General features: G+C 69.6%; 28 protein-coding genes. 9 read left to right on the top strand and 19 right to left on the bottom strand.

Going from position 1 to position 24,443, the window contains the following annotated elements:
- Nucleotides 1–18: 18 nt before the first annotated feature.
- The 16 genes from VDQ18_RS02400 to VDQ18_RS02325 form a co-directional block, all read right to left on the bottom strand.
- On the bottom strand, nucleotides 19–1,068 hold the full coding sequence (locus VDQ18_RS02400; RefSeq protein WP_323019418.1) for a fatty acid desaturase: 1,050 nt from the start codon (nucleotides 1,066–1,068) through the stop codon (nucleotides 19–21).
- Between the two features lie 61 nt (nucleotides 1,069–1,129).
- Complete coding sequence (locus tag VDQ18_RS02395) at nucleotides 1,130–1,372, bottom strand: hypothetical protein (protein WP_323019417.1); 243 nt, start codon at nucleotides 1,370–1,372, stop codon at nucleotides 1,130–1,132.
- 380 nt (nucleotides 1,373–1,752) lie between these two features.
- On the bottom strand, nucleotides 1,753–2,625 hold the full coding sequence (locus VDQ18_RS02390; protein ID WP_323019416.1) for a transglutaminase family protein: 873 nt from the start codon (nucleotides 2,623–2,625) through the stop codon (nucleotides 1,753–1,755).
- Between the two features lie 82 nt (nucleotides 2,626–2,707).
- Nucleotides 2,708–2,839 carry a hypothetical protein gene (locus VDQ18_RS02385; RefSeq protein ID WP_323019415.1) on the bottom strand — a complete coding sequence of 44 codons (132 nt, stop codon included), beginning with the start codon at nucleotides 2,837–2,839 and terminating at the stop codon, nucleotides 2,708–2,710.
- A 76-nt stretch (nucleotides 2,840–2,915) separates the two neighbouring features.
- Nucleotides 2,916–3,758: a transglutaminase family protein gene (locus VDQ18_RS02380; protein ID WP_323019491.1), complete on the bottom strand. Its 843-nt coding sequence runs from the start codon at nucleotides 3,756–3,758 to the stop codon at nucleotides 2,916–2,918.
- 87 nt (nucleotides 3,759–3,845) lie between these two features.
- Complete coding sequence (locus VDQ18_RS02375; protein WP_323019414.1) at nucleotides 3,846–4,232, bottom strand: hypothetical protein; 387 nt, start codon at nucleotides 4,230–4,232, stop codon at nucleotides 3,846–3,848.
- Between the two features lie 114 nt (nucleotides 4,233–4,346).
- The gene (locus VDQ18_RS02370) at nucleotides 4,347–5,552 is read right to left on the bottom strand and encodes a DEAD/DEAH box helicase (RefSeq protein ID WP_323019413.1); all 1,206 of its coding nucleotides are present in this window, start codon (nucleotides 5,550–5,552) and stop codon (nucleotides 4,347–4,349) included.
- A 265-nt stretch (nucleotides 5,553–5,817) separates the two neighbouring features.
- The gene (locus tag VDQ18_RS02365) at nucleotides 5,818–6,213 is read right to left on the bottom strand and encodes a CBS domain-containing protein (RefSeq protein WP_323019412.1); all 396 of its coding nucleotides are present in this window, start codon (nucleotides 6,211–6,213) and stop codon (nucleotides 5,818–5,820) included.
- Entirely contained in the window at nucleotides 6,210–6,377 is a 168-nt protein-coding gene (gene nqrM, locus VDQ18_RS02360) for a (Na+)-NQR maturation NqrM (protein WP_323019411.1), read from the bottom strand. The genes VDQ18_RS02365 and nqrM overlap by 4 nt, the downstream gene beginning before the upstream one ends.
- 11 nt (nucleotides 6,378–6,388) lie before the next feature.
- Nucleotides 6,389–7,369 (bottom strand): FAD:protein FMN transferase, encoded by a 981-nt coding sequence (locus VDQ18_RS02355; protein ID WP_323019410.1) that lies wholly within the window; start codon nucleotides 7,367–7,369, stop codon nucleotides 6,389–6,391.
- Nucleotides 7,370–7,372: 3 nt separating this feature from the next.
- Nucleotides 7,373–8,593, bottom strand: coding sequence for an NADH:ubiquinone reductase (Na(+)-transporting) subunit F (gene nqrF / locus VDQ18_RS02350; protein WP_323019409.1), 1,221 nt, complete (start codon nucleotides 8,591–8,593; stop codon nucleotides 7,373–7,375).
- Nucleotides 8,590–9,201, bottom strand: coding sequence for an NADH:ubiquinone reductase (Na(+)-transporting) subunit E (gene nqrE / locus VDQ18_RS02345; RefSeq protein ID WP_323019408.1), 612 nt, complete (start codon nucleotides 9,199–9,201; stop codon nucleotides 8,590–8,592). Before nqrE ends, nqrF begins: the two co-directional genes overlap by 4 nt.
- The gene (locus tag VDQ18_RS02340) at nucleotides 9,198–9,863 is read right to left on the bottom strand and encodes an NADH:ubiquinone reductase (Na(+)-transporting) subunit D (RefSeq protein ID WP_323019407.1); all 666 of its coding nucleotides are present in this window, start codon (nucleotides 9,861–9,863) and stop codon (nucleotides 9,198–9,200) included. Before VDQ18_RS02340 ends, nqrE begins: the two co-directional genes overlap by 4 nt.
- Nucleotides 9,864–9,866: 3 nt before the next feature.
- Nucleotides 9,867–10,667: an NADH:ubiquinone reductase (Na(+)-transporting) subunit C gene (gene nqrC / locus VDQ18_RS02335; RefSeq protein ID WP_323019406.1), complete on the bottom strand. Its 801-nt coding sequence runs from the start codon at nucleotides 10,665–10,667 to the stop codon at nucleotides 9,867–9,869.
- Nucleotides 10,660–11,436 carry an RnfABCDGE type electron transport complex subunit D gene (locus VDQ18_RS02330; RefSeq protein WP_323019405.1) on the bottom strand — a complete coding sequence of 259 codons (777 nt, stop codon included), beginning with the start codon at nucleotides 11,434–11,436 and terminating at the stop codon, nucleotides 10,660–10,662. The genes nqrC and VDQ18_RS02330 overlap by 8 nt, the downstream gene beginning before the upstream one ends.
- Nucleotides 11,433–12,683 carry a Na(+)-translocating NADH-quinone reductase subunit A gene (locus VDQ18_RS02325; RefSeq protein WP_323019404.1) on the bottom strand — a complete coding sequence of 417 codons (1,251 nt, stop codon included), beginning with the start codon at nucleotides 12,681–12,683 and terminating at the stop codon, nucleotides 11,433–11,435. Before VDQ18_RS02325 ends, VDQ18_RS02330 begins: the two co-directional genes overlap by 4 nt.
- A 166-nt stretch (nucleotides 12,684–12,849) precedes the next feature.
- Between VDQ18_RS02325 and VDQ18_RS02320 the strand changes: the two genes are divergently transcribed.
- Nucleotides 12,850–14,010 carry a cytochrome C gene (locus tag VDQ18_RS02320; RefSeq protein WP_323019403.1) on the top strand — a complete coding sequence of 387 codons (1,161 nt, stop codon included), beginning with the start codon at nucleotides 12,850–12,852 and terminating at the stop codon, nucleotides 14,008–14,010.
- A gap of 12 nt (nucleotides 14,011–14,022) precedes the next feature.
- Here VDQ18_RS02320 and VDQ18_RS02315 read toward each other — a convergent pair whose 3' ends face one another.
- A complete protein-coding gene (locus tag VDQ18_RS02315) occupies nucleotides 14,023–14,916 on the bottom strand; it encodes a LysR family transcriptional regulator (RefSeq protein ID WP_323019402.1) in 894 nt (297 codons plus the stop codon).
- Between the two features lie 156 nt (nucleotides 14,917–15,072).
- On the opposite strand from VDQ18_RS02315, the gene VDQ18_RS02310 reads away from it, so the two are divergent.
- From VDQ18_RS02310 to VDQ18_RS02290, 5 genes are all read left to right on the top strand, one after another.
- Nucleotides 15,073–15,873 carry a putative hydro-lyase gene (locus VDQ18_RS02310; RefSeq protein ID WP_323019401.1) on the top strand — a complete coding sequence of 267 codons (801 nt, stop codon included), beginning with the start codon at nucleotides 15,073–15,075 and terminating at the stop codon, nucleotides 15,871–15,873.
- A 43-nt stretch (nucleotides 15,874–15,916) separates the two neighbouring features.
- Nucleotides 15,917–16,945, top strand: a complete 1,029-nt coding sequence (locus tag VDQ18_RS02305) for a TRAP transporter substrate-binding protein (protein WP_323019400.1) — start codon at nucleotides 15,917–15,919, stop codon at nucleotides 16,943–16,945.
- Between the two features lie 75 nt (nucleotides 16,946–17,020).
- Nucleotides 17,021–17,635: a TRAP transporter small permease gene (locus VDQ18_RS02300; protein ID WP_323019399.1), complete on the top strand. Its 615-nt coding sequence runs from the start codon at nucleotides 17,021–17,023 to the stop codon at nucleotides 17,633–17,635.
- Nucleotides 17,635–18,924: a TRAP transporter large permease gene (locus tag VDQ18_RS02295; protein WP_323019398.1), complete on the top strand. Its 1,290-nt coding sequence runs from the start codon at nucleotides 17,635–17,637 to the stop codon at nucleotides 18,922–18,924. Before VDQ18_RS02300 ends, VDQ18_RS02295 begins: the two co-directional genes overlap by 1 nt.
- A 71-nt stretch (nucleotides 18,925–18,995) precedes the next feature.
- Entirely contained in the window at nucleotides 18,996–19,694 is a 699-nt protein-coding gene (locus VDQ18_RS02290) for a DUF2848 domain-containing protein (protein WP_323019397.1), read from the top strand.
- Nucleotides 19,695–19,771: 77 nt separating this feature from the next.
- On the opposite strand, the gene VDQ18_RS02285 is transcribed toward VDQ18_RS02290, so the two are convergent.
- Nucleotides 19,772–20,803, bottom strand: coding sequence for a biotin-dependent carboxyltransferase family protein (locus VDQ18_RS02285; RefSeq protein ID WP_323019396.1), 1,032 nt, complete (start codon nucleotides 20,801–20,803; stop codon nucleotides 19,772–19,774).
- On the bottom strand, nucleotides 20,800–21,609 hold the full coding sequence (gene pxpB / locus VDQ18_RS02280; RefSeq protein WP_323019395.1) for a 5-oxoprolinase subunit PxpB: 810 nt from the start codon (nucleotides 21,607–21,609) through the stop codon (nucleotides 20,800–20,802). Before pxpB ends, VDQ18_RS02285 begins: the two co-directional genes overlap by 4 nt.
- Before the next feature lie 111 nt (nucleotides 21,610–21,720).
- Between pxpB and VDQ18_RS02275 the strand changes: the two genes are divergently transcribed.
- Genes VDQ18_RS02275 through VDQ18_RS02265 form a run of 3 tightly spaced genes read left to right on the top strand, consistent with a single transcriptional unit; the run spans nucleotide 21,721 to nucleotide 24,438 of the window.
- On the top strand, nucleotides 21,721–22,488 hold the full coding sequence (locus tag VDQ18_RS02275; protein WP_323019394.1) for a 5-oxoprolinase subunit PxpA: 768 nt from the start codon (nucleotides 21,721–21,723) through the stop codon (nucleotides 22,486–22,488).
- Nucleotides 22,489–22,496: 8 nt separating this feature from the next.
- Nucleotides 22,497–23,147 carry a GntR family transcriptional regulator gene (locus VDQ18_RS02270; RefSeq protein ID WP_323019393.1) on the top strand — a complete coding sequence of 217 codons (651 nt, stop codon included), beginning with the start codon at nucleotides 22,497–22,499 and terminating at the stop codon, nucleotides 23,145–23,147.
- Nucleotides 23,148–23,196: 49 nt separating this feature from the next.
- Entirely contained in the window at nucleotides 23,197–24,438 is a 1,242-nt protein-coding gene (locus tag VDQ18_RS02265) for a carboxyl transferase domain-containing protein (RefSeq protein WP_323019392.1), read from the top strand.
- Nucleotides 24,439–24,443: the final 5 nt, after the last annotated feature.

The raw sequence follows: 24,443 nt of genomic DNA, 5'->3' as shown, positions 1-24,443 counted from the left end.
TCCCATGCGCGCTGAGCCTCAGGCGGACAGCGCCCGGGCCTCGGCGAAGGACAGGAGTTTCCGGCCCTCCTCGTCCCACAGGTGCAGCCGCGCGCAGCGGAAACTCTGCCACAGCGTGATGCGCTTGGTCCCGGCCAGCACCTGGTGATCGCGGATCACCTCATCCAGGCGGTAGAAGGGGATGCGGCTGGCCAGATGGTGCACGTGATGCGCGCCGATATTGCCGCTGATCCAGCGCAGCGGCGCGGGCAGGGCGTAATGCGAACTGCCGTAAAGCGCCGCCTCCTGGATGTTCCAGTCCTCGCCCCGGTGCCAGCTGGTGTCCTCGAACTGATGCTGCACATAGAAGAACCACATGCCGATCGTCGCCGCCAGCATCGTCGTCGGCAGGAAGACGCAGACCAGAACCTGCCAGCCCCCCAGCCAGAGGATCCCGGCCACCAAGAGGGCGATGACGGCATTGGTGCCCATCGCGCTGAGCCAGTAGCGCCAGCCCGAGCGCATCAGATGCACCGGCAGGCGGTTTTGCAGGAAGAACATGTAGAAGGGCACCACCCCGAACAGAAAGACCGGATGGCGCAGCAGCCGATAGGCGGCGCGGCCGAGGGGGCCTTTCTCCTCGTATTCCCGCACCGTCAGCGTCGGCATGTCGCCGATCCCTCGCTGGTCCAGATTGCCGGTGGTGGCGTGGTGGATCGCATGGGTCTTGCGCCAGACATCGTAGGGGGTCAGCGTGAGCACCCCCAGCCCGCGCCCGACCCAGTCGCCGACCCGCCGGTCGCGGAACAGCGACCCGTGCCCGCAATCGTGCTGCACCATGAAAGCGCGCACCAGAAAGCCCGCGTTGACCAGCGCCAGCAGGATCGCCAGCAGGGGGCTGACCGACATCGCCCACCAGGCCGCCGCCCAGAGCGCGACAAGCGGCACCAGCGTCACCGCCAGTTCAAAGACGCTGCGGGACTGGATCGGCTGGCGATAGGCCGCCAGCGTCCGGGTCCAGTCCGAGGCATGGCGCGGCGCCTCGGCGCTGCTGTCGGGAAGCTCTCGCGCTTCGGGCGGTCGGGGCATGGTCATGTCTGAGGTGGACGGTCGCGTCATGGGTGGTGCAGATCCTCTACGTTTTGTGGCGTCAGGGCGAGGGTCGACGCAGCGAGCTTTCCGCCGCGAAGATCGTGTTGAAGAGCGCGGCGGCGGCCCGGTGCATCCCGGCCTCCGGCCCGGCGCCCTGGGTGGTCTCATGCGGGGCCGCGGCGTCGCGCAGGACCCCGGCGGCCTCGTGCCCGGGCAGGCGTCCGCGGTCGGTCAGGGCCAGCAGCCGCGTTTCGCAGATCGACAGGGCGGCCAGTCCCGCGGCGCCGCTCGTGCTGGACATTCGGTGGGATCCTTTTCTCATGCCGCCATGACGCTTGTCAGACGGCTGCCCACCTTGCGCATGAAAGGCTCTATGCTGGAGTGATCGCGAGCAGTCTACCCGTCGGGCCCGACATTCCTCTGCCATCGGCGGGGACAGGCCAAGGCGCCGGCCGCGACAAGCCCGCTGACCCGCGATCAGTTCACGGATGCGCGGGGGCTGAGCGGGGTCCGTGAGGGGTATGTGACGGTGCATGATTGCCGGGGGCCGGTGGCCTTCGCGGGTCTTGACCCGGCCTATCTGGATCAGACCGGACCGCTGCTGACCTGTCCGGCGCGCGCAAGGGTACGGGAGTGCCCGGGAAGCGCTGGGCACAGGGCCCGGGATCGCGGCCGTCCCGGTCAAGAGCCGATCACCGAATGACGCACGTCGACATTCATGCCGAGAAGAGGATTGCCCAGCCCGATGAAACTGCCCGCGACCGGGACCACCTGATGAATGCTGCGCGCCACGGCGACCGGGATCAGGTTCTTCGAGCCGACGCTCTGGTTCGTGGGGTCGAATGCCACCCAGCCCGCGCCGGGGATGAAGACCTCGGCCCAGGCATGGGTCGAGCCCGCACCTTCGGAGCCCACGAGCCGTGTCTCGGGATCGAAAAGATAGCCCGAGACGATGCGCGCCCCGAAGCTGAGCATGCGCGCGGCCTCGGCGAAGAGCACGGCGAAATCCCGGCACGAACCCCAGCCGCGGGCCAGCGTTTCCAGGGGCGATTGCGTTCCCTCCCGTTCGCGGCCCTGATACGAGATCTGGCTGGAGACGCCGTTGGCGATGTCCTTGAGCAGGGACAGCGTGTCGGTCGGGCGCTGAAAGACGAACCCCTCCACCCAGCGCGAGAACTGGCCCTCGGGATCGGCGTATTGCGGGGTGGTCAGGGCGCCGAGATCGGTCCAGTCGTCGGCCGAATAGAGGAAGGGAAAGCGGATCGCCTCGGCGGCGATGGCGAAGACCGGCCAGACCGGCGCGGTCAGATCGACGGTTGCCCGGCTCTCGATCAGCAGATGGTCGGTCGGCTGGTCGAAGCGGGCGGTGGCGACGGCATTGCCCGCCACGTCATGCGACCAGGTGAGGGTGGCGGGTGGGGTGAGGGTGATCTCGTGCGACACAAGCCTGAGTTCGCGCGCCTCCCGCGGGCGCAACATCATCCGGTGCGGCCCCAGCAGGACCGGATTGGCATAGCGGTATTCGGTCTTGTGATAGGTCGTCAGCGTGGTCACGGTCGGTCTCTTTCGGCTGTCGGTCAGGGGCCCGGGGCGCAGGGCAATCGCCGATGCCCGCGCGCGCCCCGGGTGACCGGGCTCAGGCCTTCTTGAGCTTCGTCGCCGTGTCGGGGGTCAGGCCCTTGCCGAAGGACATGACCGGCGCCGGTGCGGCCTTGGTCTGTTTCGGCTTCTTGTCTTCGCGGCCGCGACGGCTTTTGCCCTTGGCCATGGTCTTCTCCAGTTCAGGTTAAGTCAGGGGGTGTGTCTTGTTCAGACAGGCGCGGGCCGGGATCCGGGCCCGCCCCTCAGTTCCGGGCGCCGGCCACGGCCTCGAACGGGTCATCATGCGCGTCCCAGGTCCAGACGTCGAATTGCGTCAGCGTGTTCGGCCCGAAGGTCTGGGTCAGCGGCACATCGGCCGCATCCCGTCCCCGGGCGATCAGGATCCGGCCCAGGCGGCGGGTGTTGTTGCGCGGGTCGAAGACCCACCAGCGGCCGTCCAGATACACCTCCATCCAGGCGGCGAAATCGCCGGCGGGATAGGGCATCGGCTCGCCGATATCGCTCAGATACCCGGTGCAATAGCGCGCCGGGATGTTCATACAGCGGCAAAAGGCGATGCCGAGATGGGTGAAGTCGCGGCAGACCCCGTGCCGCCCCCGCAGCGTTTCCGAGGCGGTGCGGGTGGCGCTGGCCTGCATGTAGTCGAAGGCCACCGTCTCGTGCACATAGTCGCAGATCGCCTGCACCCGCGCCCAGCCAGTCGGCGTCTGCGCAAAGAGGCGCCAGGCCTCCTCGGAGAGAAGGTCGGTGTCGCAATAGCGGCTGCCCAGCAGGTAGACCAGCGTGTCGAAGGGCAGGTCCTGCACCGCGGCCTGCTGGGCCTCGGGCGCGAAGGGATCGGGCAGGCCGGAATCACGGAAGATCCCGTCCGAGGCCAGGATGAACTCCCCCGCCGGGGCCACCATCCGCGTACACCAATTGCCGAAACCGTCGCGGTAGCTTTCCAGCGGCACGCTGGGCGAGGTCACCAGATAATCGGCCCGCTCCAGATCGCCGAAGCGCGAGTAATGCACGTTCAGCATGGCGATCATCGGCGTCGGCTGCTCCATGCGATAGCGCATGCGGCAGCCGATGCGCATCCGCATGCCCGGCGCGGTCCGTTGCGTGGGGTTATCATCCAAGGGCGTGTTCCCCGCTCAAGGCCCGGGGGCGGGCGGCGGCACCGGGGCCGCTCACCCTTCGTCCGCCGCGCTGGCCGGGGCTTCGGGCATCGCATCGACATCGAGCGCGGCGAGGCAGGCTTGGGCCACGTCGCGGCTTGGCGCTTCGGTGCCCGGCATGGTTGCCCAGCCAGTCGCCATCAGCGCGTCGCGGCGCCGGTAGCTGGTCGCGGCGCGGATCGTCGCCAGCGTTTCCAGCCGGTCGGGATCGCGTTCCGCCATGCCAAGGCAGACGGGCACCATGGCGGCGACCACCTCGTCGCGCGCCATTGCCGTCGCCTGATCATGCGCGGTGCCGCCGGTGACCCAGCCGCCCCAGGTGAAGCCCAGGATGGCGACGGCGACGCCGCCGATCAGGGCGCCGTAGAGGCCGGGTTTGATCCAGTCGGGGGTCGTCATGTCTCATCCTCCTGCGGGGAAAGCGCCGCGTCGCTGTGAAAGCCTGTCCGGGTCGCAGTCAACTGCCGGGTCAGCGCGGGCTTGGTCCTCAGGAAGGTGGGGGGCTGCGTGAGATCACGCAGCCAGTCGCGCCGAGGATCCTCCGGTGCGACGGCGCGGGCGGCGCCCCTTTTGCGGTTTCGGCGCCTGGGCCCGGGTCTGCCAGGGGCTGCCCCCGGCGACCTCGACCGGCATGCCGAGCACCTTTTCGATGGCCTTGAGTTCGCTCACCTCACCGGCGTCGCAAAAGGCGACGGCGCGGCCGGCGGTGCCGGCGCGGGCAGTCCGGCCGATGCGGTGGACGTAATTCTCGGGCACGTTCGGCAGGTCGAAGTTATAGACATGCCCGACGCCGGGAATGTCGATCCCGCGCGCCGCGACATCGGTCGCCACCAGCACGGTGACCGAGCCCGAGCGGAACGCCTGAAGCGCCCGGTCGCGTTGGCCCTGGCTCTTGTTGCCATGGATCGAGGCGGCGGCGAACCCGGCGCGGTCAAGCTGCTTCATCAGCCGCTCGGCCCCGTGCTTGGTGCGCGAAAAGACCAGCGTCCGTTCCTCGCGATGCCCCTGCAGCAGGTCGATCAGCAGCGCCTGCTTGGCCTCCTGGGCGACGAAATGCACCGAATGGGTGACCTTGTCGGCGACCTTGCCGGGCGGCGAGACCTCGACCCGGACCGGATCGGTGAGGTAGCTGCGCGACAGATCCGCCATCGACTTCGGCATGGTAGCCGAGAACATCATCGTCTGGCGGTCCTTGCCCAGAAGCGGCGCGATCCGGCGCAGGGCATGGATGAAGCCGATGTCGAGCATCTGGTCGGCCTCGTCCAGCACCAGAAAGCGGGTCTGGCCCAGCGTCACCGCGCCGCGGTCGATCAGGTCGATCAGGCGGCCCGGCGTCGCGACCAGAATATCGGTGCCGCGCGACAGGGCCGAGGATTGGCCGTGGATCGACTTGCCGCCGACCACCAGAGTGATGCGCAGGTCGGCGGTCAGCCCTTCCAGCGTGCGGACGATCTGGCCCGCCAGTTCGCGCGTCGGCGCCAGAATCAGCCCGCGGGCCGCGCGCGGCTGCGGGCGTTCGGGGGCTTTCGACAGCGCCACGACCAGCGGGATGCCGAAGGCGGCGGTCTTGCCGGTGCCGGTCTGGGCGATACCCAGCACGTCGCGGCCTTGCAGAGCCACCGGGATCGCCTGCTGCTGGATCGGGGTGGGCGTGGTCAGCCCCAGGGCTTCGAGCCGCGAGACCATGCGGGCGTTGAGCCCGAGTTCAGTGAAAGTCATGTCAATCCTTGTCCGGACCGAGGCCCGGGTATCGCCGACCAGCGCCCATGCGCCGGGTCGAACGGGGTGCACCCTGGCGAACACTCCGGCACCGTATTGTACCGCGAGCCGCACCGGGCGGCGTCCCCCCTCTCGTGATGTGGGAAAACTCTGCGCCAAGGCCGGGGGCGGATGGAACCCGCCTGCTCACGCGGCAAAGCAGTGGCGCCCGTCTGATGTGGGGCTTCGCAGGCGCTTTGTCAATGACCGAGGGCCGGAGGGCCGTTCAACTCAGCTCGACCAGCCGCTGCAGCAGGTCCGACCGGTGCAGCATGCCAAGGAAGCGGTCGCCTTCCAGCACCGGAAAGGCGCGGTGGGAATGGGCGACGAAGGCCTCGGCGGCCTCGGCGATGTCGATCCCCGCGCTCAGCGTCACGACGCGGGCGGTCATGAAATCGACGACATTGCCCTTCCATTCCTGATAATAGCTCGCGTTCAGCGTCGGCCGGAAGCAATCCTTCTGGCTGAGGATGCCGACCAGCGCGCCGCTGTCGTCGATCACCGGCGCGGCCGAGACGCGCTCGGCCACCAGCATCGCCACCGCGCGGCGGATCGGCATGTCGGGCGCCAGAACCGGGCCGTCGGTGCGCACCAGCGTGTGCAGGGTCTCATGCGCGCTCATGCCTCGCGCCCCTCGGGCCGGTGCGGGCAGCCCTCGCAGGCCACGTCCTTGAGGCAGGCCATGCCGCCGCACGAGCCCTTGACCGGCCCGCGGCCGAAGGCGAGGCCCAGGGCCAGCCCGCCCGCGGCCAGCAGTACCACGACGATCCCCAGAAGCAGTTCCATCACACCCTCCGTCACAGCAGGTAGCGGTCGACATCGCCGGTCATCACCGGCCGCAGGGCATCCCCCTCGACGGCCAGGAACAGGGCAGGGATGCCCTGCGCGCGCGCCAGATCCGGCCCGACCTCGCCCGCCGCGATCAGGGCGGTGGCCCAGCCATCGGCGCGCATCGCGCTGTCGGCCAGGACCGAGACCGAGGCAAAGCGCCCCTCGCTGGGCCGCCCGTCGCGCGGCGCGATGATATGGCCATAGCGGTGCCCGCCCAGGGCGTAGCTTTGAGCCCGCGTGCCCGAGGTCGCCACCGCCATCCCTGCGGGCAGGCGCAGGCCCATCGCCGCGCCGGGGTTGCCGGGTCGCGGATCCTCGACCGCCACGCGCCAGTCGCGGCCGGCCGGATGGCGGCCAAGGCTGCCCAGCTCGCCCCCCAGATCGACCAGCGCACCGCTGACGCCCGCGTCTTGCAGCAGCGTCCGCACCAGATCCAGCGCCCGGCCCTTGGCGATGCCGCACAGGTCCATGGTCAGCCCGGGCCGATCGCGGCCGAGGCTCGCATCGCCGACGCTCAGCCCACGCCAATCGCCCGCCTCGCTGCCCCGGATCGGGCCGAACCCCCAGCGCGCGACCAGCGGGCCGACACTCGGATCGAACCAGCCGCCGCTTGCCGCCGCCAGATCCAGCGCGGCGCGGGCGACATGGGCAGTCTCCGCCGAGACGGGGCTCTCTGCCCCGGTGCCCTCGTTGAAGCGGGTCACCTCGCTATCGGCGCGCCAGGGCGACATCTGCGCATCGATCCCGGCCAGCAGCGCGTCGATGGCCGGGCGGTGCGCCTCGATCCCCTGTCCGGCGGGGGCACTCACCCGCCAATGGCTGGCAAAGGCGCGGCCCTCCATCACCTCGACCGGGTTTTGCGCCCGGCCCAGCCCCGGCAGCAGCAGGGTCGAGGCGAAGGCGCCGCTGGCGGCGATCATCTGGCGACGGGTGGGGTGGAAGGGCATGGCTCAGCCTCCGAAATCGTCGTTGAAGATGGACTGCGGCTCGACGCCCAGCTTGGCCAGCGTGTGCAGCACGGCGTTGATCATCACCGGCGGCCCGCAGAGGTAGTATTCGCAGTCCTCGGGCGCGGGATGGCGCGACAGATGGGCGCGCACCACGTCATGGATGAAGCCCGTTTCGCCCTGCCAGCGGTCACCGGGGGCCGGGTCGGACAGCGCGGGCGTCCAGCGGAAATGCGGATGCGTGGCGGCGATCCCCTCGAATTCCTCGACATAGAACAGGTCCGCGGCCGAGCGCGCGCCATAGAAATAGCGCATCGGCCGGGTGCTGCCCTGGCCCACCTGTTCGTGGATCATCGAGCGGAGCGGCGCCATGCCGACCCCGCCGCCGATGAAGATCTTTTCGCGCCCGGTCGGCTGGACGTGGAACTCGCCGAAGGGGCCCGAGGCCTCGACCTTGTCGCCGGGCTTGCGGGCGAAGAGCCAGGACGAGACGACGCCCGGCGGCAGGTCGTGTTCCTGCCCGGCAGGCGGCGCGGCAAGGCGGATGTTGAAGACGGCGCGGCCCTGATCCTCGGGCCGGTTGGCGATGGAATAGGCCCGCGTGACCCGCTGGTCCGAGACCGAGCGCATGCTGGGCCAGTCGGCCAGCCGCCAGGCCTCGCGGAAGGGCTCGTCCACGGGGACGTCCTGAAAATCCAGCGCATAGGGCGGGGCGGTCAGTTGCAGGAAGCCGCCGGCGCGGAAGTCGAAGGGCTGGCCGGGCGGCAGTTCCAGCACCAGTTCGCGAATGAGCGGCGCCATCTGCCGGTTCGAGACGACGGTGCAGGTGAAGCCGGTGGCGCCGAGGAATTCGGCCGGAACGGTGACCGAACAGGGGCCGCGCAGCGCCGTCTGGCAGGCCAGCCGCACCCCCGCCTTGCGCTCGGCAGCCGACAGGATGCCCTTTTCCGTGGCCTGTGCCTGTCCGGCGCCTTCACCCGTCACCGTGCAGCGGCAAAGCCCGCAGGTGCCCGAGCCGCCACAGGCCGCCGGGATGCCGATCGCCGCCCCGTGCAGCACCGCCAGCAGCCGGTCGCCGCGCTGGGCCTCGATGGTTTCGGTCTCGTTCACCGTGACGGTGATGCTTTCGGCGGGGATCAGCCGCTGACGGGTGGCCAGCAGCACCAGCGTCAGCAGGACGATCAGCAGGGTAACCAGCAGGGCGCCCAGCAGGATCTCGGTCATGAGGCCACCATCTGCGCGAAGGCGGAAAACCCGAGCGACATGAGCCCCGCTAGGAAGAAAGTGATCCCCAGCCCGTTCAACCCGCGCGGCAGGTCGGCATAGGACAGCCGCGCTCGGATCGCCGCCAGCATGACCACGGCGACGGCAAAGCCGAAGCCCGCGCCCAGACCGAAGACTGCCGATTGCGCCAGCGTGTAGCTGCGCTCGACCATGAACAGGCTGCCCGCCAGGATCGCGCATTGCACGGTCAGCAGCGGCAGGAACACGCCGAAGGAGGCATGGATCGCCGGAAAGAAGCGGTCGAGCACCATCTCCAGCAACTGCACCGTGGCGGCGATGACGCCGATGAAGGCGATGAGCCGCAGATAGGACAGGTCGGTGTCGGACAGCCCGGCCCAGGCCCAGGCGCCCGGCGCCAGCAGCCCGTTGAAGATCAGGTGATTGAGCGGCACGGTCACGCCCATCACCGCCACCATCGCCACGCCCAGACCCAGCGCCGGGCCCGTTTTGCGCGACAGCGCGATGAAGGTGCAAAGGCCCAGAAAGAAGGTCAGCGGCATGTTCTCGACAAAGGCCGCGCGCAGGAAGAGGGAGGCGAGATCGCTCATGCGATATCCTCCGGCCGGTCGGGGGGCAGGAGTTCCGGGTCCTCGGCCTGTTCGGGCAGCACCGAGCGCAGCGCCCAGACCAGCCCGCCCAGCAGGAAGAACCCGGACGGCGCCAGCAGCATCAGCGACAGGGGCGTGAACCAGCCGCCGTTGTCCACCGTCTGGAACACCTGCCAGTCCAGCCACGACCCCGCACCGAACAGCTCGCGGATCGAGCCGATCACCACCAGCGCCAGCGAATAGCCCAGGCCGTTGCCGAGCGCGTCGAGCATGGCGCGACCCGGCGGGTTGTGGCGCGAGAAACTCTCGGTCCGGCCCAGCACCAGGCAATTGGTGGTGATCAGGCTGACGAAGACCGACAGCCGCTGCGAGATCTCAAAGAGATAGGCTTGCAGGATCTGGTCGATGACGATGACCAGCGAGGCGACGATGACGATCTGCACGATCAGCCGGATCGAGCCGGGGATATGGTTGCGGATCATCGAAATCAGCGCCGCGGACAGCACCAGCACCGCGGTCAGCGCCGCCGACATGGTCAGCGCCGTCGCGACCGAGGTGGTCACCGCCAGCGCCGAACAGAGCCCGAGGATCTGCAAGGTCACCGGGTTCTGCCGGATCAGCGGATCGGTCAGGATCGACCAGGAGGAGGGGCGCGCCGCCATGCCTCAGAACTCCCCGCGCCGCACGGCACTCAGGAAGGGGCCATAGCCGTCCGGCCCCAGCCAGAAGCGCATGATCTGCGTCATCGCGTTCGAGGTGCGGGTGGCGCCGGTGATGCCGTCGACCTCGTACTCGCTGCCCGCCGGTCCCCGCGCCACGGCAAAGCGTACCGTGCCGCTGGCATCCGCCACCTGCGTGCCGGGGAATTGCGCCAGCCAGGCCGGTTCCTCGACCCTGCCGCCCAGACCGGGGGTCTCGGACTGGCCGGTGATCGCCAGCCCGGCGATGGTGTTCATGTCGGCCCTGAGTGCGACGATGGCGTCGATCGGGCCGTTGTAGCCCGCGCCGCTGACCGGCAGCAGCACCAGCGACAGCGCGTCGCCCTCGCCCCGCAGCAGATAGACCTGCGCGAAATCCGGCCGCTGGCCGAGGCCCGCGAGGTCCTGCGCGGGGGTGAGGGCGGTCCAGTTGCCGCTGTCCTGCAGCGCGGCGGCGAGGGTGGCGGGCGTGACCTCCTCGGCGGCTCGGCCGCGCTTCAGGTCGATCACCACCGTGGTGAGCGTGCCGCCCGCGCTGGCCAGCAGTTCGGACATGCCGGGGATGCCCGCGACCAGCGCCTCCAGCCGCGCCTGTTGCTCGGCGGCGCGGTTGGCGGCCTGGATCGGGCGCAGGATCACCGTGGCGCCGCTGACCGCCAGCGCGCAGATCACCGAGACCAGAAAGGCCATGACCAGCGTCTTGGTCCGGCTCTCGTTCGGCAGCGCCAGCAGGCGGCGCCAGGCGGTGAGGGGGTTGAGGTCAGCCATGACGCATCCTCCTGCGCAGGATCCAGAGCGCGAGCGCGATTTCATCGAGTAGGGGGGCGGCGAGGGACGCCAGAAGCGCGGCCGAAACTGCCATCTGCACCGGCGCCGCGCCCTGCCAATGGGCGGCGAAGAGCGCCAGCAACAGGCCGTAAAGCGCGCCGTTCAGCCAGCCGCCCAGCTTCGTGGACGCGCTGGCGACCGGATCGCTGACCAGCAGCGCCAGCACGATGCCGGCGACCGGCAGCAGCGGCGCCAGCGGCACCCCGGCCCAGAGGCACAAGGCCAGCGCCAGCACCGCGCCCAGCACCAGCCGCAGCGCCATGACGCCGAAGAGGACGCCGAGCGCCAGCGCCGGGATCGCCGCCCAGCCGATGGGCAGGGACAGATCCGGCCAGGGTGCGGCGGGAAAGCCGAAGCCCAGGAAGGCCAGCGTCACCGTCGCCGGGTTCAGCACGTTGCGGCCCCAGCCGCCAAAGACCAGCTCGGCGATGACCGAGCCGAAGCTGATGCCGAGGATCAGCTGCAACAGGCTGAGATCCTCGGGCGCCAGCATCGCCACGGCCAGCGCGGTCAGCACGCCCGCGAAGGAGGGCGGCTGCGCGCGGATCAGCATGAAGGCCAGATGCCAGAAGCCCGAGACGACCAGCGTGAACCCCAGCCGCCCCGCCGCCGTCAGCCCGCCGTCCCAGAGCCAGGCCAGCAGCATTGGCAGCAAGGCCGCCAGCAGCAGCAGCGCCACCGTCTCGCGGTCCCAGAGGCCCTGTTTCATGCCAAACCCTCCTCGGCGGCGATCCGGTCCAGCAGCGCCCGCAATTGCCGCGCCAGACGCTGATCCGAGCCGGTGGCGTAATCGGCCAGCGCCAGATCTTCCTCCAGCAAGGACAGCCCTCCCAGCCGAATCAGCCCTTCGGCATCGCCCGCGGCCAGCGCCCGGACCAGGGCGGCGGCGGGCAGGTCGCCGCCCAGGGCCTGATCCAGCGCCGCGGTCGGGATGATCGGCGCATGGCGCGCGGCGCGGTCCAGCGCGGCGCGGAACCAGTGGCGGCCCGCCGGGCGCTGGGCGCGGGGCAGGGCGGTCACCTGCCGGTCGCGCGACCCGAGCCACAGCGCCGGGCCCCCGTCCAAAGCCGAGCCGCTCAGCAAGTCATGCGGGCCGGGCAGGACCCGGGCCCGGGTCAATCCGCGCAGATCGGCACCGGGCTGGCAGCGGACCAGCGCCGGGCTGCGCAGCGCCTCGCCGGTGATCGCGATCAGCCGCGTCGGCGGTAGGAACCCGGTGGCCAGCAGCGCGCCGATATCGGCGGCGTCTTCCGCCGTCAGGTCCCAGACCGGGGCGCCGGTCCGGGCCGGGAAATGGCGGTGCAGCACGGGCCCGGCCAGCCCCTGCGGATGCAGCGGGCCGGTGGCGATGGGGCGGGCCGGGGCCGGGGCGCCGGGTCCGGCATAAAGGAGGGGCCCGGCGGTCAGGGAGGCCAGCGCAGACAGGCCGCGCGCCAGATCCTCCTCGCGCCCCTTGACCGCCAGCGCCGGATCGGGGGCGCCGGGTCGGGTGTCCCGGCCCATGACCAGGATCGCGGCGGGCGCCTCGTCCGGGGCGGGCATGCGGCCGAAGGGGCGGCTGCGGATCATCCGCCAGAGCCCGCTGTCTTGCAGCAAGGCCCGCAACCGCGCCGGGTCCCCCTCGGCGCCGCGGGTGTCGAAGGCATGCCGCGCGCCGCCCGCCTCGTGAAACAGCACGAGTTGCGACAGGCGGCGGCCCGGTTGCAGGTCGATCCGCGCCACCCGCGCCGCCATCGGCGCGACCAGTGCGATCCCGGGCGCGGTCTTCAGCCGCATCAGCGGCTGGCCCTGCGCCACCTCGGCGTCCTCGGTCACCAGCAGCTCGACCCGCAGCGTCTCGCCCGGGGCGGGCTGAACCGCCGCCTCGACCGTAAGCTCGGTCGCGACGGGGTCGGCCGGGTCGGGCAGGCGGGGCTGGGGCAGGATCAGGCCTGCGGAAAAACGGGCGGGCAGCATCGCGTCTCCATGGTCCGCGGGCCAGGCGCGGCGCGCACCGCCGGGTCCGGACCCGGTCGGCGTTGCGGGAAGTCCATTCCCCGGATAGCATGGATGGGCCGGATTGAGTAGACCATAGGATGTGAGGGCCGAGAACATGCTATTGAAATCGAAAGCAATATTTTTGATGTATGTTTTCGGCGCGCTGCTGGCACTCGCTCCGGTTGCGTCGCCTGCGCAGACGCAGGAGCCCGCCGCCACCCCCGATATCGAGGCTCTGGCCGAGCAGCTCGAACTCTTCGTCATGCCCCGCTCCGGCCCCTACCGGCCCGACCAGATCACCATCGCCCAACAGGCGATGATCAGTGCCTGGGCGCGCTCGCCGCATGCTGATGCGCGATCCGAATCCTTCGCCCATTGGAACGAGGAGGGCGAGATCCCGCCCGCCTGCGCCGTCTGCCACGCGGGCGCGGGCTTCCGGTCCTACCATGGCCTCGACGGCAGCGCGCCGGGCCTGCCCGCAGCACCCCTGCCCACCGGCGGCGTGGTCGATTGCGCCACCTGCCACGATCCGAACCTGGGCCGCGTGACCGAGGTCCGCATGCCCAGCGGCGTGATGCATCCCATCGCCACCACGGCCGAGACGGCCTGCCTCACCTGCCACCAGGGCCGCGCCTCGGGCGTGCAGGTGGCGCAGGCGACGGGGGCCGAGGCGGTGGATACGCCCGATCCCGCGCTGGGCTTCATCAACCCGCATTACGCCGTCGCCGGGGCGGTCTGGCTGGGGGGCTATGCGCAGGGCGGCTACCATTACGCGGACCGGACCTATTCCGGCCGCTTCTTCCACGCCCGCCCCGTTGCCACCTGCGTCTCGTGCCACGAGCCGCATTCGCTGGAGGTGGCCGAGGAAACCTGCCGCACCTGCCACGAGACCGGCACCCCGGCCGATATCCGCATCGCGCGGCAAAGCTATGACGGCAGCGGCAATCTGGGGCAGGGGATCCGCGCCGACATCGCCGCCAATGCCGCGCGGCTTTTGTCGGTGATGCGCGACTATGCCGCCGGGGTGGCGGGTACGGCGCTGCTCTATGATGGCGCGCGCTATCCCTATTTCTTCGCCGATGCCAATGGCGACGGCCAGCCGGACATGGCGGACGGGCGCGCGGTTGCCTTCAACGCCTGGACGCCCCGGCTGTTGCGCGCGGCCTATAACTGGAAATTCGTCACCGCCGACCCGGGCGCCTATGCGCATAACCCGCATTACGCGCTGGAACTGCTGTACGATTCGATCGAGGATCTGGCGGTGTCGATGGGACAGGATATCAGCGTCTGGGGCATCCGGCGCTGAGGCGGGCAGCGGTCAGGACTGCCGGTCGCTGCCGCCCACCTTCTGCGCCAGCATCGCCAGATGCTCGACCACCCCGGCGCTGGTGCGGTGCAGGTAGCAGGCGCTGAACCGGTGTTCGGGCAGCTCCAGCACCGTCTGGATCACCCGCAGCTTGCCCTCCTCGATCTCGGTCCGGGCGACCTCTTCGGGGATGGCGCAGATGCCGATCCGGTCCAGCGTCATGCGAATCATCGAGGCGAGCGAGGAATTGGTATAGATCCGCGGCCGCGTCTCGCCGGCGCGCTGCAGGGCGCGCATCAGCGTCGTATAGGGTGAGGTCGCCTTGGGATAGGTGATGATCGGCACCGCCCGCAGCGCCTCGATCCCCAAAGGTTCGGGGCCGATCTCCATCTCGGTCGAGGCGAGGAAAACCAAAGGCGCCGTGAAAAGCGGCAGATTGGCGATTCGCACATCCTCGGTCAGCGACAGGCAGAGGCAGAGGTCCAGATCGCCCCGCAGCAATTGCTCCAGCATGACCGGCGTCACATCGACCGACAGGTCGATCACCAGGTTGGGATAGAGCGCATGCACGCGCTCCAGAAAGTCGTTGAGCCAGAGCCGCACGATGGTCTCGGACACCCCCAGCCGAACCGTGCCGCGCACCGCCTGCGGTGCGGTCACGGCGGTCAGCATCTCGGAGCGCAGATCGAGCATCCGCTCACAATACTCAACCAGAACAAGGCCGCGCGCGGTCAGGCTGATCGAGCGGCCGTTGCGGTCCAGCAGCTTGCCGCCCAGCTCATGCTCCAGCGCCGAGACCCGCTGCGAGATGGCGGGCTGCGTGGTGTTCAGCCGTTCGGCGGTGCGGCTGAAGCTTTGCAGCCGGGCCACCCAGTAGAAACATTCAAGCGAGCGGAAATCGGTCACGAGGCCCCCTGACCCTGGCAGATGGCGCGCAATACTATAAGAGATCGTTATCGAAAAGCATCGATTACCATTATTGGACAAGCAAAACGCGGGATGATCTTCTTTCGGTAACAAGAATGTTCCCTGGACGACATCATGACAGCAACAAAGCAACCTATGGCGCGCGAGACTTGGGGCAACGGCTCGACCGGCCGCGACGTGCGCCTCGCCTGCCGCTCGGGCGAGATCGACTACAGCACCGCCGGAACCGCGCCGGGCTATGTGCAGGCGAACCTCGCCATCCTGCCCTATGAATATGCCGAGGAATTCCTGCGCTTCGCCAATGCCAACCCGCGCGCCTGCCCGGTGATCGGCGTGGCCGAGCGCGGCAGCCCCTTCGTGCCCTCGCTGGGCGAGGATCTGGACCTGCGCACCGACCTTCCGGCCTATCGCGTCTGGGAGAACGGCGAGATGGTGGCCGAGGTCAAGGACGTCAGCGACTATTGGCGCGACGATCTGGTCAGCTTCGTGATCGGCTGCTCGCTGTCCTTCGAAGAGGCGCTGCTGCAGGAAGGCCTGCCGCTGCGCCATGTCGAGAACGGCCAGCACGTGCCGATGTACCGCACCAGCATTCCCTGCGTCCCGGCCGGGCGCTTCCACGGGCCGACCGTCGTGTCGATGCGCCCGCTGGTGCCCGCCCAGGCGATCCGCGCCATCCAGATCACCACGCGCTTCCCCTCGGTCCATGGCGCGCCGATCCATATCGGCCTGCCCGAGGCGATCGGCATTGCCGATATCGCCAAGCCCGATTACGGCGATCCGAACCCCCCGCGCGAGGGCGAGATCCCGGTCTTCTGGGCCTGTGGCGTGACGCCCCAGGCGGTGATCGCCCAGGCCAAGCCCTCGTTCGCCATCACCCATGCGCCGGGCAGCATGCTGGTCACCGACCGCAAGAACACCGAATTTTCCATCCTCTGATCCGGTTCGCCGGAGAACCCCTTAACCAACACGGGAGACAACCATGAAAACCGCTCTTGCCGCAGCCCTGCTGCTCAGCACCTCGGGGGTCGCTCTGGCCCAGAGCTACGACCTGAACGTCGTCGGCAGCCTCAGCACCTCGAGCCTCTATCCGACCTACGAACTGCCCTTCTGGACCGAGACCCTGCCCGCCGCCAGCGGTGGCCGCATCAACGTCACCGTGCAGGCCTTCGACCGCCTCGGCCTTGGCGGCGCCGCGGTTTACGAGATGGTGGAACAGGGCGTCTACGACATCGGCACCACGATCATCGACTACGTGGCCGGTGACGAGCCGCGCGTCGAAGGGCTGGACATCCCCGCCATCGCCGACCCGGCGCTGGCCCGCGAGATCTCGATCGCCTACCGCCCCTATCTGGAGCGCGTCTTTGACGAGGCCTTCGATTCCGTGCTGCTGGGCGTCGCGCCCTTCACCGCGCAGGTGGTGTTCTGCAAGGCCGAGATCAACGGGCTCGACGATCTGGCCGGTCTGCGCATCCGCGGCTCGGGCCGCATGACCATGGACTTCATCGAAGCGGTCGGCGGCACCGGCGTCTCCATCGCCTTCAACGAGGTTCCGGTCGCGCTGGACCGCGGTGTCATCGACTGCGGCATCACTGGCACGCTGTCCGGGTTCTTCGGCGGCTGGTCCGAGGTCTCGACCCACTTCTACCCGCTGCCCATCGGCGGCTGGGACCCGGTCGGCTTCGCGATGAACAACGACAGCTGGAACAGCCTCGACGAGGAAACCCAGACCCTGCTGCGCGAGCAGGTCGCCGCGCTGGAAGACCAGATCTGGAACAACGCCGTGGCCGACAACCAGCTGGGCATCGCCTGCAACACCGGCGGCGAATGCGCGGTCGGCACCGCGCAGAACCTGACCCTGGTCGAGATCACCGAGGCCGACCAGCGCCGCGCCGTGGAACTGACCCGCGACGTCGTGCTGCCGCGCTGGAACGAGCGCTGCGCCGGTGAATGCGCCGAGACCTTCGCCGCCACCGTGGCGCCCCTGCTCGACGCCGTCCTGACCGAGTAAGATACTCAATGCCGCCGCCCCCGGATGCGTCCGGGGGCGGCGCGCCTTATTTGACCCCTATCCCGGAACCCACCCATGCACGCATTGCCGCGGCTCCTCGATCGGCTGTTGGCGGGGGCCCTCGTCGTCTCTCGCTGGGCCGTCTATGCCGGGGGCGGAGCAATCCTGATCTCCGCCTTCCTGATCAGCTTCGACATTCTCTCGCGGCGTTTCTTCGGCCTGTCCACTTGGGGCGCCGATGAATTGTCGTATTACGCCCTCGCCGTTTCGACGAGCTGGGCCTGCGCCTATACGCTGCTGATCAAGGCGCATATCCGCATCGACCTGGTTACCAACCGGGTCCCCGACCTGGGCAAGGTCGTCCTGCATATCATCGCCCTGCTGGGCCTGGGCTACATGGCCTTCGCCACCACGCAGGCGATGTTCCATGTCTTCCAGCGCTCGTGGAACCGCGGCTCCACCTCGATCACCACGCTTGAGACCCCGATGTGGATCCCGCAGGGTCTGTTCGTCGCCGGGCTCGTGTTCTTCACCCTCGTCACCGCGCTGATCCTACTGCGCGTGCTGGCCGCGGTGCTGATCGAGCGCGACTACGCCGTGGTCAACCGGATCACCGGCACCGTCTCTGTCCTCGATGAGACCGAACAGGCCATCGCCGAGGCCGAAGCCCTGCAAAAGAGGAACGGCTGATGCTTCTGACCGCCATTTTCGTCCTGCTCGGCCTTCTGGCGCTGACCATTCCGGTCGCCGCGGCGCTGTTCATCCTCGCCATGGTGCTGGAATGGGAATTCGCCGCCGCCCCGCTCAGCCGGGCGCTGGGCCACCAGATCTGGGACACCAGCACCAATTTCATCCTGGTCTCGATCCCGCTGTTCATCCTGATCGGGGAATTGCTGCTGCGCTCGGGCATCGCCACCAAGGTCTATGACGCGCTCGATTCCTGGCTGTCCTGGATGCCGGGCGGGCTGATGCACGCCAATATCGGCACCGCGACGATGTTCTCGGCCACCTCGGGCTCGTCGGTCGCGACCGCCGCCACCGTCGGCACCATCGCCCTGCCGCAGGCTCCGCGCTTTGGCTATGACGAACGCTTCTTCGCCGGGTCCATCGCCGCCGGGGGCACGCTGGGCATCCTGCTGCCGCCCTCGATCAACCTGATCGTCTACGGCTTCCTGGCCCAGGCCTCGATCCCGCAATTGTTCATGGCGGGCATCATCCCCGGTCTCGTGCTGTCGGGCCTCTTCATGCTGGCGATCCTGGTCATGTGCCTGATCAAGCCCGAATGGGGCGGCGAGCGGCGCAAGTCGACCATGGCCCAGCGCTTTGCCAAACTGGTGCATCTGGTGCCGGTGCTGGTGCTCTTCGGCTTCATCATGGGCGCGATCTACACCGGCTGGGCCACGCCGACCGAGGCCGCGGCCATCGGGACGGTCGTGGCGCTGATCATGGCCTTCATGGCGGGCACGCTGTCGTGGAAGATGGTGGGCGAGGCGCTGGAAGGCACGATGCGCACCACCTGCATGATCATGCTGATCATGATCGCCGCGAACTTCCTGAACTTCATCCTGGCCTCCATCGGGCTGACGGACTCCCTGCTGTCGACCATCGCCACGCTGGACCTGTCGCCGATGCAGACGCTGTTCCTGCTGATCGGCTTCTACATCATCCTGGGCTTCTTCATCGAAACGCTGTCCCTGATGATCATCACCATCCCGCTGGTGGCGCCGCTGATCACCTCGCTGGGCTTCGATCCGGTCTGGTTCGGCATCCTGCTGATCGTGCTGATCGAGATGGCGCTGATCACGCCGCCCGTGGGCCTCAACCTCTTCGTCGTCCAGGGCGTGCGCAAGCGCGGCAACCTGAACGAGGTGATCGTCGGCTCGATCCCCTTCGTCCTGCTGATGTTCGTGATGGTGCTGCTGCTCATCGCCTTCCCGGGGCTGGCGCTGTTCCTGCCCAATCTGGCGACGGGCGGCTAGACCCGCGCCATGTGACCTGCGGGGCCGGCCGGCGACTGGCCGGCCCCTTTTCTCTGTCCAAGGATACCCACATGCAGATGACCTTCTCCGTTCTGGACGCCGAGGGCGGCCGCGCCGAGCGCCGCTTCGACGTCGCGCAGCTGATCGTGGCCGGCTGGGCCGGGCGCGACCGTGCCGCGGTCGAGGAACATATCCACGAACTGGCCGCCATCGGCGTGCCCGCGCCGTCGAGCGTGCCGGTCTATTACCGCGTGGCCGAGGCGCTGCTCTGCCAATGCGACGCCGGGCAGCCGGTGCAGGTGCTGGGCGGCGACACCTCGGGCGAGATCGAGGCGGTGCTCTTCGCCGATGGCGACGACCTGCTGCTCGGTGTCGGTTCGGACCATACCGACCGCAAGCTCGAAGCCTATTCCATCGCCTTTTCCAAGCAGATCTCGGCCAAGCCCGTCTCGCGCGAGCTGTGGCGCCTCAAGGATGTCGAGGATTACTGGGACGAGCTGGTCCTGCGCTCCTGGGCGGTGATCGACGGCGAGCGCTGCCTCTATCAGGAGGGAACGGTGGCGAGCCTGCTGCATCCGCGCGAGCTGTTCGAGCGCTACGGCTTCGCCGACCGCCAGCTGGCCCCCGGGTTTGCGATGTTCTGCGGCACGCTGGGGGTGCAGGGCGGGATTCGTCCGGGCAGCCATTTCGAGGGCGAACTCTACGACCCGCGCCGCAACCGCTCGCTGCGGCTGTCCTATGCGGTCGAAACGCTGCCGGTGGTGGCGTGAGCCTGTCCGGGCGGCGGTTGCCTCCGCCCGGACCTTTGCAGGCGCCCCGTAGTTCGAAGGCGCCGGTGGGCGCGGGGTCAGACCCGCGCCAGACCTGCGGTCAGATCGGCGCTCAGCAGCGCCCGGATCGCGGGCGGACGCCGCGCCGCGCCCACCTCGACCAGCGCCGCCTCCCGCGCGGCCTGCGCGGCGCGGGCTTCCAGCACGATCTCTTCGGCCTCGTCGGCGGTGACGGCGGTGAAGCCGATGCCCTCACCCGGGCGCAGCTGCGCCAGGATCGGCAGGTCGGCCTCGATCACCGTGGCGATCTTGGGATAGCCGCCAGTGGTCTGGCGGTCGGCCAGCAGGACGATGGGCTGGCCGTTGCCCGGCACCTGGATCGAGCCGTTGACGATCCCGTCCGAGACGATGTTGAACCCCTTGGCATGGGCGATGGCCGGGCCCTCGAACTGATAGCCCATCCGGTCGGCGCGGGGCGAGACCTGGTAGCGCGCGCTGAGGAAGGTCTCGATCCCCTCATCGGTGTAGAAATCGTCCTGCGGGCCCAGCACCACGCGCAGCTTCGCGGCCTCGGGGGCGGGCAGGGCGGGCAGTGCCAGCTGCGGACCCTCGCCCGCGGCACCCGGCGTCAGCGCCAGCCGGTCGCCTGCCTTCAGATAGCCGCCATCCAGCCCGCCAAGGCGCGAGCGCGAATGCGTCGACAGGCTGCCCAGCGTCGGTGCGGCGGCGAACCCGCCCGCCACGGCCAGATAGGCCCGTGCCCCCTGACGCGCCAGGCCGATGACCAGCCGGTCACCGCGTTGGGCCTCGAAGGAGCGGCCGGTGCGCAGGGCCTGACCGTTCAGCGTGACCGGGAAATCGGCGCCGACCAGCGCCAGGCGCACGCGCTCGGCCTCGATGTCGATCACCGGGCCGGAGAGCGTGATCTCCAACGCCGCGGTGCCGGGCTCGTTGCCCAGCAGCGCATTCGCCAGCCGCAGCGCGGGCGCATCCAGCGCGCCGGATTCGGAGATCCCGAAGCGCTGGAAAAACCGCCGGCCGAGGTCCTGCAATGAAGTGCCGAGGCCCGCTTCAACCAGCCGCAGCCCGGGGGTGTCGTTCGCGCTCATGCCGGTGTCTCCTCGGCGGTTCGGGACAGGATCTGCAATTGTGCCACGGGATCGCCCGCGTCGGCCCTGGCGCAGAGATCGCGGTATTCCCCGGGCTCGACGGGGCTGAGGCGCACGCGGTCGCCGGGCAGCAGCAACGAGGGGCCGATGGTGGCATCGCCCTCGCGCCGCGGGTCCCACAGACGCACCGGCGTCTGGCCCAGCAGATGCCAGCCGCTCGGCAGCTCGAAGGGCGGGTTGAGCGCGCTCTGCGCCCCGCCGATGGAAACCGAGCGCGCGGGCGTCCTGAGCCGCGGCTCGACCCGGCGGCTGGTATGCAGCCTGGGATCGAGGCCGCCGAGATAGGCAAAGCCCGGCGCGAAACCGATCATGTAGACCCGGAAATCCGAGGCGGCGTGGATCGCCACGACCTCCTGCGGGTCGAGCTTGTGAAGTTTCGCCACCGCCTCCAGATCCTCGCCGCAGGCGCCGCCATAGCAGACCGGGATCGTCCACAGACGCTCCTCGCGCGGGGCGGCCTCGGGATGGGCGACCAGCGTCTCGAGCGTCTGGCGCAGGGCGGCGGCCCGAATCACGGTCGGATCGAAATGCACCAGAAGCGAGCGATAGGTCGGCACCAGCTCGATCACGCCCTCGATGCCGGCGGCGGTCACGGCGCGGTCCAGAGCCAGCACCGCCTCGCTGGTCGATTCGTCCACCTGGGCGCCGAATTCCACCACCAGGGCGCCGGTCCCCGCAGGCAGAAAACGCGGCAATTCCAAGGGCCTGTCGAGCGTCGGCTCGCGCGGCGGCGGATTGTGTCGCATTGGCGCTTCCCTCTGTTTTCAGAATCGGTATTCTAGTGGTATACCACTGGAACACTAACGCCAAGCGCCCTGCGCGACAGGGTGCCACCGGATGCGGAAGAGGAGGTCGCGATGCGCGCCATTGATCTCAATTGCGATATGGGCGAGGCCTTCGGCGCCTGGACGATGGGTGATGACGCGGCGATGCTGGACATCGTCAGCTCGGCCAATATCGCCTGCGGCTTCCATGCCGGCGATCCCAGCGTCATGCACCGCACCCTGACGCTGGCCCGGGAAAAGGGCGTCCGCCCCGGCGCGCATCCCGGCTTCCTCGACCTTTACGGTTTCGGCCGGCGGGAGATCCGCGGCGAAAGCATGGAGGATATCGAGAAGCAGATCATCTACCAGATCGGCGCCATGCGCGGCATGGCCGCGGTGGTCGGCGTCCCCCTCCAGCACGTCAAGCCGCATGGCACGCTCAACACCATGGCCAACGAGGATCCGGTCCTGGCCGAGACCATCGCCCGGGCGCTGAAGGCCTGCGCGCCGGACCTGATCTTCATGGTCATGCCGGGGATGGAGACGGAGAAGGCGGGCGAACGCCACGGCTTGCGGCTGGCGCGCGAGATCTTCGCCGACCGCGCCTATGCCGAGACCGGCAATCTGGTCTCCCGCCGCATCGCCGGGTCGGTCATCCACGACGCGGATCTGGCCGCCGACCGGGTGCTGAGGATGCTGGAAGCGGGGGCGCTGGAAACCCTTTCGGGCGCGCGGATTCCGGTGGCCATCGACACCGTCTGCGTCCACGGCGACACGCCCGGCGCGGTGCAGATGGCGTCGCGCCTCCGCGCCCGGCTGGAAGCGGCGGGGATCGCCGTGCGCCCGCTCGCCCCGTTGTGAGCGCGCCGATGGCCGAGCCCTCCACCCCCGAGACGCTGCTCAGCGAGCGGGTCTATCATCAGCTTCTGGACATGATCCTGCGCCGCGACCTGCCGCTGGGTTCGGTCCTGCACGAGCGGCGGATTTCCGAGATGCTGAACGTCTCGCGCACCCCGGCGCGCGAGGCGCTGAACCGGCTGGAATCCGAGGGCATCGTCGTGCGCGAAGCCGGGCGGGCGCTGGTCCTGCGCGGCCTGTCGACCCGCGAGCTGATCGAGGCGCTGAACGTCCGCCGTCTGCTGGAGGGCGAGGCGGCCTTTCACGCCGCGGGCAAGATCCCCGAGGCCGACCTCGACGCTATCGACGAGGCGATCCACGCCCTTCTGGCCAAGACCGCGCCCCGCCCGGACGAGGATTGGGCCATCGACAACCTGCTGCACGGCGCGATTGCCGAGCATTCGGGCAATGCGCTGCTGGCCCGGATGATCGCCGACCTGCGGCTGAAGACGCATATGTTCAACGTCGAGCGGATCCCCGAGCGGTTCCGCATCGGCCATGGCGAGCATCTGGGGATCGTCGCGGCCCTGCGCCGGGGCGATCAAGCCGAATCCCGCCATCTGGTCGAAACCCATATCGAAAACGTCAAGAAAAGCATCATCGCGCTGCTGGCGGCGATCTGAGGGTCCGCCCCCAGACCCCGGGACGCGCGGGATTATCAGGGACATTTCAATGCTTGCTTCTTCCCCCTCTCCGCATCCCGAGGCCGCGCGCGGGCTCCTGACCGCCGAGGATCGCCTGCGGCTGCTCTTCGATCCGGGCAGCGCCGGGATCGAGGGCTCGGGCGCGCTTCGGTTCGGCTCGGGTCTGGTCCACGGGCGGCCGGTGCTGGCGCTGGCCGATGCCGGACCCAGCGATCCGGCGGCGCTGCACCAGCGTGCGGCCTTCTACCGGCGTGCCGCGAACGAGGGCGGCGCGCTGGTCGAATTCCTCGACTGCCCGCCGCTGACGGGCGCTGCCGGGACCGAGGGGCTGGCGGCGATGGACGCCTGCCTGACCGCCCGCGCGGCGCTCAAGGGGCGGGGCCTGTCGATCACCGCGCTGTCAGGCCCGGCGCTGGGCCCGATGGCACTGACCCCGGCGCTGGCCGATCTGGTGGTCATGCACCGGGCCGCCGGGTTCTGGTCGCTGGGCGGGGCCGAGCTTGCCCATCGTCTGGGGCATGAGGACGACCCCGAAGCCGCCTATGGCGGGGCCGAGCTGCATGGTGCAGGCACCGGGCTCGCCGCCCTCTGCGCCGCCGATGACGTGCGGCTGGTGCTGGAAATCCGCCGCCTGCTGGGCCTGACCCGGCCCCGCGCCGCGGCGCTGGCGGAAAGCGACGAGGCTTACACCACGCTCCTGCCCCTCGACCCGTTCGAGGGCTGGGACAGCGCGGCGCTGGTCCGCCTTGTCGCGGACGAGGGCGAAAGTCTCGCCCTCTGGCCCGACCACGGCACGGCGCTGGGTTGCCATCTGGCGCGGATCGGTGGCCAGCCGGTCGGCCTCATCGCCAGCAATCCCGCGCAGAACGGCGGCGCGCTCGACGCCGCCGCCAGCCGCAAGGCCCGCCGGTTCGTCGATTTTCTGGCGGGGCAGGGGCTGCCGCTGGTCATGCTGCTGGACACCCCCGGCAGCCTGCCCGGTCAGGCCGAGGAAGCCGCAGGCGCGCTGGCCGAAGCCGCCGCGCTGCGCCGGGCCCTGAATGCGCTGCCGCAGCCGCCGGTGGCGCTGGTCCTGCGCCGCGCGCAGGGGATCGCCGCGCTGGCGCTGGGCCTCGGCTGCGCCCGCACCCGGCTGCTGGCCTGGCCCGGCGCGCGCCTCGGCCTTGGGGGCGGCAGCGAGGGGGCCGAGGCCCCGCAGCCCCTTTCCCCCAACCAGACCAAGCGCGCCCTGATCGCGGCGCTCGCCGGTCAAGACACCCCTCAGCGGTAAGGTTT

Source organism: Pararhodobacter sp. (genome assembly GCF_034676075.1).
Classification (GTDB): Bacteria; Pseudomonadota; Alphaproteobacteria; order Rhodobacterales; family Rhodobacteraceae; genus Pararhodobacter.
The sequence above is the reverse complement of the archived record's forward strand: the minus strand, read 5'-3'. Positions and strand labels throughout refer to the sequence as shown.